The sequence below is a fragment of the Zhihengliuella halotolerans genome (assembly GCF_004217565.1).
Lineage (GTDB): Bacteria > Actinomycetota > Actinomycetes > Actinomycetales > Micrococcaceae > Zhihengliuella > Zhihengliuella halotolerans.
In genome coordinates this window covers 2105158-2118576 of record NZ_SHLA01000001.1, presented here as the reverse complement: position 1 = coordinate 2118576, position 13419 = coordinate 2105158, and the positions used below count along the sequence as shown (strand labels likewise).

Here is a 13419-nt window from a genome sequence, read left to right as displayed (position 1 = left end):
CCGGGAGGTAGAGCGTGCGCCTGGGAGTCCTGGACATCGGTTCCAACACCGTCCACCTGTTGCTGGTGGATGCTTACCCGGGCGCGCGCCCCGTCGCGTTCGCTTCGCACAAGCGGCCGCTCTCGCTCGTCGCGTACCTCGACGACGGCGGTGCGATCAACGAGGCCGGACAGCGCGAACTGCTCGACTTCGTCCTTGAGGCCAACGAGTTCGCCGTCAAGCACGGCGCGGTCGACATGCTGGCGTTCTGCACGTCCGCCATCCGCGAATCCGCCAACGGCGTCTCCGTGCTCGAGCGCGTCGCGACCGAGACCGGAGTGCACCTGACGGAACTGACGGGCGAACAAGAGGCCGGCATGACGTACTACGCCGTGCGGCGCTGGTTCGGCTGGCAGGCCAACAACATCCTCGAGCTCGACATCGGCGGCGGCTCGTTCGAAATGGCTGTCGGCACCGACGAGTTCCCCCGCATTGCCCGCTCGGTGCCGCTGGGCGCCGGCCGGCTGACAAGAGACTGGCTGCCGGAGGACCCGCCGTCGATCTCCGACATCAAGGCCCTGCGCAGCCACGTCCGCGAGACGCTGGCGGAACCGGCGGCCCAGATGCTCGCCTCGGGGAAGCCGGACCTCGTCGCCGCGACGTCCAAGACGTTCCGCTCCCTGGCACGCGTGACGGGAGCCGCTCCCTCGGGGGAGGGACCCTACGTCAAGCGCGTGCTGCGGCGCGAGGACCTGAAGCTCTGGATGAACCGGCTGGCCGCCATGACTCACGCCCAGCGCGCGGAACTCCCGGGTGTCTCGGCCCTCAGGGCCCCGCAGTTGCTCGCCGGCGCGATCGTCGCCCACGAGGCGATGACCGCGATGAAGGTCAAATCCCTCAAGATCTGCCCATGGGCCCTGCGCGAGGGCCTCATCCTGCGACGTTTCGATCACCTTTTGCTGGACAGCCCGGCACCCTACGGCGATACGGTGGGGGTGGGGCACGTTGAACTGCTCAAGCAGCAGCGACGCGAGCCCGGCGTCTCACCGTCGGCGGCGACACCGTCCGACGTCGGCCGGAGGGACGCGCACCAGTTGACCGCCTCCGACGGGAGCCCAGCATGACCGCCGTACCGCCCGTGGTTCTCTCCAGTGCATCCGTCTACCCGCTGAACGTGCACGACGCGTTCTCGGTCTCCCACGATCTTGGCTACGACGGCGTCGAAGTCATGGTGACCGGCAACAAGATCTCCCAGGACGGGCGTCAGCTGCTCTCCCTCGTCGAGCGTTACGACCAGCCGATTTATGCCATCCACGCACCGACCCTGCTGCTCACGCAGCAGGTCTGGGGCTCGGCGTGGAACAAGATGGAGCGCAGCGCGCAGCTGGCGCGCGAGGTCGGGTGCGACGTCGTCGTCGCGCACCCCCCGTTCCGCTGGCAGGGCACCTACGCGACGGGGTTCGCGGCCGGCGTCAAGCGCATCTACGAGGAAACCGGCGTGCGGATCGCCGTCGAGAACATGTACCCGTGGCGCGCCCGAGGCCGCGAGGCCAAGATGTACCTGCCGCACTGGAACCCGGTCCCGCAGCCCTACGACTTCGTCACGTGGGACTTCTCGCACGCAGCGATCGCGATGATGGATTCGCACCAGGCGTTCAAGGATCTGGGGGAGCGGCTCACCCACGTGCACCTGTGCGACGGTCTGGACAACGGCAAAGACGAACACCTCGTGCCCGGCCGCGGCACCCAGCCCGTCACCGAGGCGATGCACCACCTGCGCGACTCGAACTGGCAGGGCGTCGTCGCCGTCGAGGTCGCCACCCGCGGCGCCAAGGGCGCTGGCCGCCGTGAGGAGTGGTTGGCCGAGACTCTCGACTTCGCACGCACTCATCTGGCTCGGCGAAACGAGGAGCCGGCGCCGCCCGGAGGGGAACAGGCCGGGGCCCGGTAAACGCTCCCCGGCGCGGCTGGGATTCGGGAGAGTTCGTTGACACAATGGCCAGATGCCCGACAACAACACTGCACAGAACTCGACCGCTGACCTGAAACTCGCCTTCCTCGGCACCGGCTCCATGAACGGCGCGATCATGCGCGGGATCATCGCCTCCGGGCACGCACCGGAGCGCATCACCGCGACCGTTCGCACCCCCGCGAAGGCCGTGACCCTGGCGGAGGAGACCGGCGTCAACGCCCTGGCCACCGAGAACGACGCGAACGCGAACCTGACCGCCGTGGCGGATGCCGACGTCGTCTTCCTCGGCGTGAAGCCCGTCGGCATCCTGGACCTGTCCCGGGAGATCGCCGGCGCGCTCAAGCCGACCGCCGTCGTCGTCTCCGTGGCCGCCGGCATCACCGTCGCCGCGCTTGAAGCCGCCCTGAAGGACGGCCAGCCCGTGGTCCGCTCCATGCCCAACACGCCGCTGACGGTGGGCTTGGGCGCCGTAGGCCTCGCTGCTGGCGCGGGCGTGGACGAGCAGACGCTGGCCGACGTCGTGACGCTCTACGCGGGCGCGGGCGTCGTGAAGGTGGTGCCCGAGGACCTCATCGAGGCCGTCACCGCGGTTTCGGGCTCCGGCCCCGCCTACGTCTTCTACCTGGCCGAAGCCATGGCCGCCGCGGGCGAGAAGCTGGGACTCGACGCCGAAACCGCCCGCGAGCTGGCGTCGGCGACCGTCGCCGGGGCCGGGCGCATGCTCGCCGAGCCGGGGGCGGACCCGGCCCAGCTGCGCCGCAACGTGACCAGCCCCAACGGCACGACGGCGGCCGCGCTGGACAGCTTCGCAGCCTCGGGCCTGGAGGAGATGGTCTTCAAGGCCGAGACCGCATGCGTCGAGCGCTCCCGCGAGCTCACCCGCGACCTCAGCAGCTGACGTTCGGAGCCGGCCGAACGAGAGGAGCCCTGCAGCGACGACGTCCGTCGCGGCAGGGCTCCTCCTGGTTACGGGCGGGCCGCGAAGCGCTCGAGCAGGTCCACGTGCCCGGAGACGATGAGCACGTCACGGCGGCTCACCTTCGTGTCCGGCTGGGCGTAGGTGAAGTCCTCCCCGGGGCTCTTGACGCCGACGATCGTGACGCCGTACTTCGAGCGGACCTGGGATTCCCCGAGCGTGAAGCCCTGCGTCTCTTTCGGCGGGTACATCTTCACGATCGCGAAGCCGTCGTCGAACTCGATGAAGTCGAGCATGCGGCCGCCGACCAGGTGCGCGGCGCGGACACCCGCATCGGCCTCCGGATAGACGACGTGGTTGGCCCCGATGCGCGTGAGGATCTTGCCGTGCGCCGGGGTGATGGCCTTGACCCAGACGTGTTCGGTGCCGAGGTCCACGAGGTTGACGGTGATCAGCACCGAGGACTCGATGGAGGTGCCGACGCCGACGACGGCGGCGCTGAAGTCCTGCGCGCCGAGCTGACGGAGTGCGTCGATATCGGTCGCGTCGGCCTCGACCACGTGGGTCAGGATGCTGGAGTATTTCTGCACGAGAGCAGCGTTGCGCTCGATCGCGAGGACTTCGCGCCCCTGCTTGACGAGCTGCTCGGCCACGGCGGAGCCGAAGCGGCCCAGCCCGATGACGAGGACAGGTGCGTTGTGGTCGGTGCGATTCTCAGCCAATGATCGGCCTCTCCTCGGGGTAGTGGAAGCGCATGTCGCGCTGGCGCGTCGACAAGGCGGCGGCGAGGGTAATCGTACCCACGCGGCCCGCGAACATGAGCGCGATGAGCACGTATTTGCCGGCGGGTGGAAGCTCCGCGCTGAGCCCCACCGACAGCCCGCACGTCGCGAAGGCGGAGATCGTCTCGAACAGCACCCGGTCCAGGGGTTCGTCGCTCAGCCACAGCAGCAGCGCACAGCCGACGGCGACGAGCGTCGCGCCGAGCACGACAACGGAGAGGGCCACCCGCATCGCGCCGTCGGGGATGCGGCGGCCGAACGCGCGGATGTCGGAGTCTCCTCTGGCCTCGGCGGCCATGGCCAGGAAGAGGATGGCGATGGTCGTGACCTTGATGCCGCCTGCCGTCGAGACAGAGCCGCCGCCGGCGAACATGAGCGCGTCCGTGACGAGCATGGTCGAGGCGTTCATCTCATTCTGATCAATCAGGGAGAAACCACCCGAGCGGGTGTTGACCGAAGCGAAGAGCGCGTGCAGGACCTTGTCCCAGAAGCCGAGGTCCGCCATGGTCGCCTTGTTGTTCCATTCGAGGCCGCCGAGCACGACGGCACCGACGATCGTCAGCAGGAGGCTCACGACGACGGTGAGTTTCGCATGCAGCGACCACTTGGTGAAGTGGTGGCGGAACGCGAGCAGGACCATGAGCACCGGGAAGCCGAGGCTGCCGATGAAGACCCCGACCATGACGGGCACGACGATGAAGGGGTTGGCTTCGTATCCTGCGAGGCCTTCCGGATGCGAAACGAAGCCGCCGTTGTTGAACGAGGAGACCGCATAGAACGAGCCGTGGAACAGGGCATCGGAGATGTCCCCGTCGGCGATGTAGAAGGCCGGGATCAGTAGGACGGCGAGTGCCAGCTGGATGACCGTGGTCGTCGTGATGATGATCCGCAGCAGCGTGCCGACCTCGCCGAGGCGCCCCGTGGACTCCGCGGCCATGGCCTGCTGGGTCAACAGCTTTCCGCGCAGACCGAGGCGCCGGGAGACGGCCAGGGACAGGATCGAGGCGAGAGTGATCACGCCGAGCCCGCCGACGAACATCGCGATCATAATCACCACGAGCCCGAAGGAAGACCAGTGCTCGCCGGAGTTCACGGTGGTCAGGCCGGTCACGGTCACGGCGGAGGTGGCCGTGAAGAGAGCGTCGTGGATGGGGGTGACGGAGTTCCGCTCGGAGGAGACCGGCAGTGAGAGCACGCCGGTGAAGACGAGGATCACGAGGAACAACGCCGTGAGGAAGAGGCGCGAGGGCGATTCGGCCGCGACCGAGTCGACGGCGTCCCGGAGCCGGCTCAGGGTGCGCGCGGGCCACGAGATATGCGACGTGGGCGGCGGTGCGGGCATGCCCCCACCATAGTCCACGCGCGACGCGCGCGGACGGACCCGCACTGCGCGCCCGCGGGGCCGGCTGCGCGTCGACGTCGCCGGTCTTCGATAGCCTGAGACGGTGACGAGAATTAACGGAACGGTCCCGGCCGCGACGACGCTGACGTGGTGTGAGGACATGATGGAGTATCGCTTCAGCGCGACCCATCCCATGGACCCGCGGCGCCTCGACCTGACGGTGCGTCTGGCGGAGGCTCTCGAGGTCCTCGGGCGCGAACAGATCACGGTCGCCGAGCCACGGGTCGCGACGGACGAGCAGTTGCTCACGGTCCACGACGCCGACTACATCGCTGCGGTCAAAGCGGTCGGCGAGGACCCGACGACGCCGGACCCGGCGCGCGGCCTCGGCACCGAGGACAACCCCGCCTTCGCCGGCATGCACACTGCGAGCGCACGGCTGGCCGGCGGGTCGATCGCCGCGGCGGAGGCCGTCCTCGAGGGCAGTGCGCTGCACGGCGTGAACTTCGCCGGCGGCATGCACCACGCCGGGCGCGGCACGGCCGGCGGCTTCTGCATCTACAACGATGCCGCCCTCGCGATCCGCCGGCTGCTCGACGGCGGGGTGCGGCGCGTGCTCTACATCGACGTCGACGCACACCACGGTGACGGAGTCGAGCAGATCTTCTGGGACGACGACCGGGTCCTGACGCTCTCGCTGCATGAGTCGGGGACCTCCCTCTACCCGGGTACCGGGTTCCCGAACGAGATCGGCGGCGCCGCGGCACAGGGGCGGGCAGTGAACGTCGCGCTGCCGGCCGGTACGGGCGACTCCGGGTGGCTGCGCGCCTTCCACGCGGTCGTGCCGCAGCTGACGGCGGCGTTCGAGCCCGAGGTGATCGTCAGCCAGCACGGCTGCGACGGTCACGCCCGCGACGGGCTGACCAACCTCAGGCTCAGCGTCGACGGCCAGCGGCAGAACATGCTCGACGTCGCCCAGCTCGCAGATCAGCATGCCGAAGGACGCTGGGTGGCCCTCGGCGGTGGCGGGTACGACATCACCCACGTCGTGCCGCGCGCGTGGACACACCTGCTGGCGATCGCCTCCGGCCAGCCGGTTCCGTTGCTGACAGCGGTGCCGGCGTCCTGGCGCGACCACGTCCGGGAACGCTACGGCCTCGAGGCTCCGCGGCTCATGGGCGACGACGCCGATACATGGTGGCGTTCGTGGGAGGTCGGCTACGACCCCGCGGACGCCGTCGACCGCGCGATCATGGCCACCCGCAAGGAGGTGTTCCCGCTCTACGGCCTGGATCCCTGGTTCGACTGAGGCGGCACCGGCGCGTCGAAATGTTGCGCCAAAAAATGCCTGGCGGCGTATATGCGGATAGGGTGATGTACATGGTCTACGAGTCAGTCTTCCCCGTCCTCGCCGAGCCCACCCGCCGCCGCATCCTGGAGGAGCTCTCCGCGGGTGACCTCGCCGTGGGCCAGCTGGTCGAGAAGCTCGGCGTCAGCCAGCCGACGGTGTCGAAGCACTTGAAGGTCCTGCGCGACGCCGAGCTCGTCTCTACGCGCGCCGAGGGCCAGCGACGCTACTACCGCCTCGAGGCGGCCGACCTGGCCGCAGCGTCCGAGTGGTTCGCCCCGTTCGTCGCCCGAGCGACGCCGGAGCCCGCCCCCACTCGCCCGGCGGCCCTCCGGCCCGCGGCACCCGTGCAGCCCGACGCCCGGCCCCACCATCAGCCGGCCGCCAGGGAGACGCCAGCGGCCGCCGTCGTGCCCGCGAGCGCCGGCGCCGAGGACGGGACCGGTTCGAAGGAATTCGGTCGAACGGTCAACGCGACCGTCGAGCAGGTCGCCGACCGCGCCCAGATTCTCTTGGGTCGGCTGCCGAAGCCGAAGTTCGGGCGCCGCCGCTGAACGCGTCGACGGCTTTCGTGACGGGGCCGATTGGACGTCCGGCCCCGCGCATGTATCCTGAACGACATGAACACTCGTTGGTATGCGTATTTTGCGTCGGCTCTGGAGGGGCCCGCGGCTAACTAGCGCATCCAACTCACCTTCAGAGCCGAGAGGACCCGGGCACCAGCCCGAGGTCCTTTTCTCATTCCTCAGGCTCTGCTGGTGACACGGTAGGGCCGCTCACACCGAAAGGCCGACCATGACTGTCACCGAACGCGGCACCGCCACCGCAGAGGGCTCGTCCCACTCCACCAACAATGTGCGTGTGTCTCAGTTCTCCCCGCTGCCCACACCGGGCGAAATCCTCGCCGAAATGCCCGCAGGTGACGTCCTGGAGTACCGGATCGAGCGTGCCCGCCAGGAGATCCGCGCGATCCTCGACGGCGTCGACCGCCGCCTGCTCGTCGTCGTCGGCCCCTGCTCGATCCACGACGTCGACGCCGGCCGCGAGTACGCCGCACGGCTCGCCGAGCTCGCCGAGAAGCACCGCGAGCACCTGCTGATCGTCATGCGGACTTACTTCGAGAAGCCGCGCACGACCGTCGGCTGGAAGGGCCTGATCAACGACCCCGAACTCGACGGGTCCCACAACATCGCCGCCGGCCTGCGCGCGGCCCGGCAGTTCCTCCTCGACGTCGGCGAGCTCGGCCTGCCCACGGCCACCGAGTTCCTCGAGCCGATCAGCCCGCAGTACGTCGCGGACCTCGTCTCGTGGGGCGCCATCGGCGCCCGCACCACCGAGAGCCAGATCCACCGCCAGCTGGTCTCCGGCCTGTCGATGCCGGTCGGCTTCAAGAACGGGACCGACGGCGGCGTCCAGGTCGCGATCGACGCGTGCCAGGCCTCGGCCGCGCCGCAGGCCTTCCTCGGGATCGACGACGACGGCCGCGCCTCCCTCGTGGCGACTCGCGGCAACCAGGACGCCCACCTGATCCTGCGCGGCGGCTCGGACGGACCGAACTACTCGGAGCAGGCCGTGGGCGCCGCGTCCGCGAAGATGGCCGCCGCCGGAGCGAACCCCCGCGTCGTGGTCGACGCCTCGCACGCGAATTCCGGCAAGGACCACGAGCGCCAGAGCGTCGTGATCGGCGAGCTCGCCGAGCGCATCGCCGCCGGCGACACGGAGATCGCCGGACTCATGGCCGAGAGCTTCCTCGAGCCCGGTGCCCAGAAGTTCACGCCGGGCCAGGACGACGCGGCCGACCTGGTCAGAGGCCAGTCCATTACCGACAAGTGCATGGGCTGGGGGCCCACGGAAGACGCGCTGCAGCTGCTTGCGGACGCCGTAGCACGAGGCCGGTAGGGCCGGTCCCGGGGCGGCTTTCGGGCAATTCACAGCAGTGCAGGGGTTTCACTTTCTCCCCACGGGCCACTATTGTTCTATTCGAGGCGGCACGGGTTCGTGCGGCCCTGACGCTCCGAAGACCACCGGATGGCCGCACGCCGCGGCGGGCCGAAGCGCACGGAGCGGGACGAATGCAGTCAGGAGAGTTGTGACAATGGCGGAAGGCCAGAACTTCGCGGACGCTCGATTCATGACGGTGGCGGAGGTCGCCGACGTCATGCGCGTCTCAAAGATGACCGTCTACCGCCTGGTGCACTCCGCCGAATTGCCGGCCGTTCGCTTCGGCCGCTCCTACCGCGTTCCCGAAACCGCGGTGGAGGAATACCTGCGAAAGGCCCGCATCGACGGGACGTCGGCCACCGCTTGACGTCTCTCGGCTCGACCCCGGGAACAGGTGTGTCCGCGAGGACTCCTTTAAGCGGGTAATCTGTTAAGGAACGTTTGACGTCCGTTGGTTGCGCTCGTGTGCCTTCGGCCGGAACGCAATCAAGTGATAGTGAGGAATTTATGGGCTCCGTTATCAAGAAGCGCCGCAAGCGTATGGCGAAGAAGAAGCACCGCAAGCTGCTTCGCAAGACGCGTCACCAGCGCCGCAACAAGAAGTAAGCGGCTCGCGGCAGACGCCGCGTGTGCTCCTGCGGGGCGCGCATCCTCTTCTGGATGTGCGCCCCGCAGGCGTTTAAGGACGACGAAGCGGCTACCGCCGGCGGGCGAAGCGGCCCAGCGTCCGCCACGCGCCGTACGCGGCGCCTGAGGCCGTGAGCGCCTTGAGGCCCCAGATGGCCGCCCGGCGGCCGGCGCGATAGTCGTAGATCGGCCAATTCTGTTCGGCGGCGTGCCGGCGGAGCTTGGCATCCGGGTTGATGGCCACCGGGTGCCCGACGGCCTCGAGCAGGGGGATGTCGTTCGACGAGTCCGAGTACGCCCAGCACTGCCCGAGGTCGAGCCCCGTGTGCTCTGCGAGCTGGAAGACGGCCGCGGCCTTCGCCGGTCCGTGCAGGATGCTGCTGACGAGCCGCCCGGTGTAGAGGCCGTCGACCTTCTCGACCTCGGTGCCGAGCGCGCCCGTGAGCCCCAGACGCGTGGCCATGACCTCGGCGACCTCGGTGGGCGTCGCCGTGACGAGCCACACCTGCCGTCCCGAACGCAGGTGCTGCTCAGCGAGGGCGCGAGTGCCGGGCCAGATGCGGGAGGAGATGAACTCGTCGTAGACCTCATCGCCGATCTCCGTCATCAGGGATACCGATATGCCGCGGGCGATGCTCAGTGCGGAGTCCCGGACGGAGTGGATGTCGCCTATCGTCTCGCCGCGCAGCGTGAAGAAGAACTGTTTGATGGCGAAGGAGGCGGCCTGCCGGAGGCTGAACAGCCGTCGCCGGTAGGTGTTCCGGGCCACGGCGAAGAGGCTCGCGCCGCGCATCATCGTGTTGTCGACGTCGAAGAAGGCCGCGACGGAGTCCCCGGTGCCGTGGGATGGGGCGGGGGCGGCGGCACCGTGGCTCGGCTGGGGCATGTCGCCAGCTTAGTGGAACGGGGGCCGGGACGCGGGCCGGCATGTGAAACGCCTCACCGACTCACGCGGCGTTCGTGACTCGCGAGGGCAGCGGAAATACGGCCGACACGTCCGGGACGATACATTGGAGGCATGATTTCAGCCGACGGCGTGCACCGCGTGGAACTCGTCACGCGCCGGGGCTGCCACCTCTGCGAGGACGCCCGGAGGACGGTGGACGACGTCGTCACCCGCCTTGGGCTAACGTGGCGGGAGCTGAGCATCGACGACGACGCTCAGCTGCGCGCACGCTTCGCCGAAGAAGTTCCGGTCCTGATGATCGACGGCGTCCAGCGGGACTTCTGGGTGATCGATCCGGACCGCTTGGAAAGGCTGCTGAAACCGTGACAGACGCTGCTGAGACTGGGACCGACCGGCTCGACGACGACGCCGCGACCGGAGCGTTGCCCGACGCCGCAGCCACGGGCAGAGGCCTGCCCGAGGCCACGCTCGAGCGGCTGACCGTGTACCTCCGCGTGCTCAACGCCGCCGAAAGCGAGGGTACTCCGACGCTGTCCTCCGACGTGCTCGCTGGCGCGGCCGGCGTGAACTCGGCGATCCTGCGCAAGGACCTGTCCCTGCTCGGCGGGAGCTTCGGCCGTCGAGGCGTCGGCTACGACGTGCCGCGCCTCGCCGAACACCTCGCGACGACCTTGGGCCTGCGGGAGCGCTGGCGCGTGGCCATCGTCGGCGCCGGCAACCTCGGCCGCGCCCTCGCCGGCTACGCGGGCCTGCGGCACAACGGGTTCGAGTTGACCGCGATCTTCGACATGGACCCCGACGTCGTCGGGCGCACCATCAACGGGCTCGTCGTCCGCCCTGCGGAGTCGCTGGAGGCGGACATCGAGGCCGAGCAGGTGAACATGGCGGTGATGACGTTGCCGGGCACGGCCGCCCAGCGCGTGTGCGACCGGCTCGTCGCGGCCGGCGTGCGGAACATCCTGAACTTCGCGCCCGTGGTCCTGCAGGCCCCGGACGGGGTCAACATCCGCAAGGTCGACATGTCCCGCGAGCTGCAGATCCTCGCCTACTACGCGCACCAGGGGATCGGACACCAGGACGCGGTGCCCGCCGAGGACGTTGACGCGTAGCCGCGTACCCCACGGAAACGACGAAGGGGGCCGGTTCCGCTCGGAACCGGCCCCCACGGGCGCGACGGCGGCGGGTCAGCGCCGGCGCTTGGCCTCTTTGGTCGCCCGGATGTAGTCCGAGGAGGGGCGCATCCAGGCCAGCACGATGCCGGCGGCCCCGAGGAGGACCGTGACCGTGCTGAGGATGTCTCCGCCGAAGAGGCCGATCAGCGAAATCGCCGCCAGGACGGTACCCGTGATGCGGGCGCCGTTGCTGCCCTTGCGGATGAAAACGGCGATCAGCGCGTAGAGCAGCACGCCGATGGCCATGAAGACGACGGCAAGCGTCTTCGACATCTGCGCGAGGGCGGCCACTTCCATCCCGGCGACCTCGAACTGCTGGCGCAGTGTCGCGTCGGAATCGATGACTTCCTGGAGCATGCGTGTGAGCTCGTTGACCGGCGTGGCCATCATGATGATGCCGGTGAGCAGAGTGAGCGCGCCAGCGGCGAGGATCAGGCCGAAGGCGACCATGATCTGCTTGGGCGGAGCCCCCGGCGACCCGGCCGGCTGCATGCCGCCGGCCGGGGCCTGGTAGGGACTCTGTTGCGCGTAAGGGCTCGGTTGCCCGTAGCCCGAGGGGGTCCCGGCCTGGCCCGGCTGACCGTAGGCCCCCGGCGGGGGAGGCGGGTACTGACCGGGGGTGTGCCCGTAGGGCGTCGGATCGCCCGCGGGAGGCTGAGGCTGCTGCGGCTGCTGGCCTTGCGGCAGGCGCACGCCGTACCGCGGCGGCTCCTGGTCCTGCGGTCCGGGCTGGGCGCCCTCCTGCTGCGAGGGTTCGTTGTTCTCGGGCCGGTCCTGGCTCATGGCGCTCCTGTTCGATGGTCCTGCCCCCAGCCTATCCGGACCTGCGGGTCCGAGACGGAGTGTCGCAGCGAACGCGTCAGGGCGGATTCAGGCTTCGGACTTCACCAGCGAGAGGTCGAGGATGATCGTCACCTTGTCGCCGACCAGGACGCCACCGGCTTCGAGCGCGGCGTTCCACGTCAGGCCGAACTCCTTGCGGGAGATCTGCGTGGTCGCCTCGAACCCGGCGCGGGTCAAGCCGAAGGGGTCCACAGCGGTGCCCTGGAACTCGACTGCGAAGTCGACCGGGTGCGTCGTGCCGCGGATGGTCAGATCGCCGTGCAACGTGAATTCGCCGTCGGTGCCCTGCAGGTCTTTTCCGGTGAAGGTCATGGTCGGGAATTCCGTGGAGTTGAAGAAGTCTTCACCCTTCAGGTGTGCGTCGCGGTTCTCGTCGCGGGTGTCGACCGAGGCGGTCTGCACAACGGCCTCGAGGGTCGACTCGGCGACGGAGTCGGCGATCACGAGGGTCCCCTCCACGTCGCTGAAGCGGCCGCGGACCTTGCTGATGCCCGCGTGGCGGACGGAGAAGCCGATCTCCGAGTGCGAGTTGTCGATGGTCCAGGTTCCGGTGGTGAGTGCTGCGGGGATGGTTGCGGTGGTCATGAGTACTCCTGAGGGTTGTTCCGGGTGGTTGGTCGGTCGCAGGCGATGCGACCTTGATGCCAGCGTAATACATGCATTTGCATATAGCTACCCCTCGGGCGTGAAATTTCGTCATGTTCATCGAGGAGGGGACTGCTCGAAGCGGGCCCCTTCGATCCGACTGTTCGCTGGCGGCGAAAGGCTGTCGGCGTCGTCGTTTTCTACAAAACGTCGAAGTCAAGCGGTGGGTCCGCCCGCCGGCTCCTGCGGGCGTTCCGAAAGCGGGCTGTGACTGGCGGCGGGCGTTTAGGAGAGCACAGGAAGCAGTGAGAGAATCGGGGTCATGGCTCTTGCAACCGTTCACCTGATGCGTCACGGGGAAGTGCACAACCCGGATCGTGTCCTCTATGGCCGCCTGCCCGGCTACCACCTCTCGGAGCTCGGCTACGAGATGGCGGAGAGGGCAGCCGCCTATTTCACCGCCCGTCGCGAGAACGGGGCGAACATCGTCTCCGTCGCCGCATCGCCGCTGCTGCGCGCGCAGGAGACCGCCCGGCCGACGGCGCAGGCGCTGGGCCTGGAGATCGACGTGGAGCCGCGCATCGTCGAGGCCGGCAACCGTTTCGAGGGCATGTCGGACGTCAAGAAGCGGCTGCGCGATCCGCGCCTCTGGTCGCTGCTGGTCAATCCGATCCGGCCCTCGTGGGGCGAGCCCTACCGCGAGCAGGTCGCCCGCGTCATGGAGGCCGTCAGCGAACGCCGCGACCGCGCCGTCGAGCTGGGCGGCGACGGGGCCGAGGCGATCCTCGTGGCCCACCAGCTGCCGATCTGGGTCACTCGCCTCGCGGCCGAGCGCCGCCCGCTGGCGCACGACCCGCGCCGGCGCGAGTGCAGCCTGGCCTCCATTACGAGCCTAGACTTCGACGGCGACGAACTCGTCGCCGTCCGCTATGCCGAACCGTGTGCCGACCTGCTCGCGCAGGCGGCCAACCTGCCCGGCGCCTGACCCCCGACGTACAGCGAACA

The 13419-nt window shown here is 69.0% G+C and carries 16 protein-coding genes; 11 read left to right on the top strand and 5 right to left on the bottom strand.

The window, feature by feature from the left end; all coding sequences use genetic code 11:
- Positions 1-14: 14 nt before the first annotated feature.
- Genes EV380_RS09635 through proC form a run of 3 tightly spaced genes read left to right on the top strand, consistent with a single transcriptional unit; the run spans position 15 to position 2849 of the window.
- Positions 15-1103: a Ppx/GppA phosphatase family protein gene (locus EV380_RS09635; protein WP_130450979.1), complete on the top strand. Its 1089-nt coding sequence runs from the start codon at positions 15-17 to the stop codon at positions 1101-1103.
- Positions 1100-1930, top strand: coding sequence for a sugar phosphate isomerase/epimerase family protein (locus tag EV380_RS09630; RefSeq protein ID WP_130450978.1), 831 nt, complete (start codon positions 1100-1102; stop codon positions 1928-1930). Before EV380_RS09635 ends, EV380_RS09630 begins: the two co-directional genes overlap by 4 nt.
- A 52-nt stretch (positions 1931-1982) precedes the next feature.
- Positions 1983-2849, top strand: coding sequence for a pyrroline-5-carboxylate reductase (gene proC / locus EV380_RS09625; protein WP_130450977.1), 867 nt, complete (start codon positions 1983-1985; stop codon positions 2847-2849).
- A 68-nt stretch (positions 2850-2917) separates the two neighbouring features.
- On the opposite strand, the gene EV380_RS09620 is transcribed toward proC, so the two are convergent.
- Together EV380_RS09620 and EV380_RS09615 are read right to left on the bottom strand one after the other, a co-directional pair.
- Positions 2918-3589, bottom strand: coding sequence for a potassium channel family protein (locus tag EV380_RS09620; RefSeq protein ID WP_130450976.1), 672 nt, complete (start codon positions 3587-3589; stop codon positions 2918-2920).
- The gene (locus EV380_RS09615; protein ID WP_130450975.1) at positions 3582-4991 is read right to left on the bottom strand and encodes a TrkH family potassium uptake protein; all 1410 of its coding nucleotides are present in this window, start codon (positions 4989-4991) and stop codon (positions 3582-3584) included. Before EV380_RS09615 ends, EV380_RS09620 begins: the two co-directional genes overlap by 8 nt.
- A 160-nt stretch (positions 4992-5151) precedes the next feature.
- On the opposite strand from EV380_RS09615, the gene EV380_RS09610 reads away from it, so the two are divergent.
- From EV380_RS09610 to EV380_RS09590, 5 genes are all read left to right on the top strand, one after another.
- The gene (locus EV380_RS09610; RefSeq protein ID WP_130452167.1) at positions 5152-6300 is read left to right on the top strand and encodes an acetoin utilization protein AcuC; all 1149 of its coding nucleotides are present in this window, start codon (positions 5152-5154) and stop codon (positions 6298-6300) included.
- Positions 6301-6371: 71 nt separating this feature from the next.
- Positions 6372-6893: an ArsR/SmtB family transcription factor gene (locus tag EV380_RS09605; protein ID WP_130450974.1), complete on the top strand. Its 522-nt coding sequence runs from the start codon at positions 6372-6374 to the stop codon at positions 6891-6893.
- A 241-nt stretch (positions 6894-7134) separates the two neighbouring features.
- Positions 7135-8238 (top strand): 3-deoxy-7-phosphoheptulonate synthase, encoded by a 1104-nt coding sequence (locus tag EV380_RS09600; RefSeq protein WP_130450973.1) that lies wholly within the window; start codon positions 7135-7137, stop codon positions 8236-8238.
- A gap of 196 nt (positions 8239-8434) precedes the next feature.
- Positions 8435-8647, top strand: coding sequence for a helix-turn-helix domain-containing protein (locus tag EV380_RS09595; RefSeq protein ID WP_102157341.1), 213 nt, complete (start codon positions 8435-8437; stop codon positions 8645-8647).
- Positions 8648-8787: 140 nt separating this feature from the next.
- A complete protein-coding gene (locus EV380_RS09590) occupies positions 8788-8886 on the top strand; it encodes a 30S ribosomal protein bS22 (protein WP_003792170.1) in 99 nt (32 codons plus the stop codon).
- Between the two features lie 91 nt (positions 8887-8977).
- On the opposite strand, the gene EV380_RS09585 is transcribed toward EV380_RS09590, so the two are convergent.
- Positions 8978-9793, bottom strand: coding sequence for an HAD family hydrolase (locus EV380_RS09585; RefSeq protein ID WP_130450972.1), 816 nt, complete (start codon positions 9791-9793; stop codon positions 8978-8980).
- Between the two features lie 132 nt (positions 9794-9925).
- Between EV380_RS09585 and EV380_RS09580 the strand changes: the two genes are divergently transcribed.
- Together EV380_RS09580 and EV380_RS09575 are read left to right on the top strand one after the other, a co-directional pair.
- Positions 9926-10180, top strand: coding sequence for a glutaredoxin family protein (locus EV380_RS09580; protein WP_102157339.1), 255 nt, complete (start codon positions 9926-9928; stop codon positions 10178-10180).
- On the top strand, positions 10177-10923 hold the full coding sequence (locus tag EV380_RS09575) for a redox-sensing transcriptional repressor Rex (RefSeq protein WP_242607568.1): 747 nt from the start codon (positions 10177-10179) through the stop codon (positions 10921-10923). Before EV380_RS09580 ends, EV380_RS09575 begins: the two co-directional genes overlap by 4 nt.
- A gap of 75 nt (positions 10924-10998) precedes the next feature.
- Here EV380_RS09575 and EV380_RS09570 read toward each other — a convergent pair whose 3' ends face one another.
- Positions 10999-11769, bottom strand: a complete 771-nt coding sequence (locus EV380_RS09570; RefSeq protein ID WP_130450971.1) for a hypothetical protein — start codon at positions 11767-11769, stop codon at positions 10999-11001.
- 87 nt (positions 11770-11856) lie between these two features.
- Positions 11857-12414: a YceI family protein gene (locus EV380_RS09565; protein ID WP_130450970.1), complete on the bottom strand. Its 558-nt coding sequence runs from the start codon at positions 12412-12414 to the stop codon at positions 11857-11859.
- A 322-nt stretch (positions 12415-12736) separates the two neighbouring features.
- Here EV380_RS09565 and EV380_RS09560 point away from each other — a divergent pair, with 322 nt between their 5' ends.
- Positions 12737-13399 (top strand): histidine phosphatase family protein, encoded by a 663-nt coding sequence (locus tag EV380_RS09560; protein WP_130450969.1) that lies wholly within the window; start codon positions 12737-12739, stop codon positions 13397-13399.
- The last annotated feature ends 20 nt before the right edge of the window (positions 13400-13419 follow it).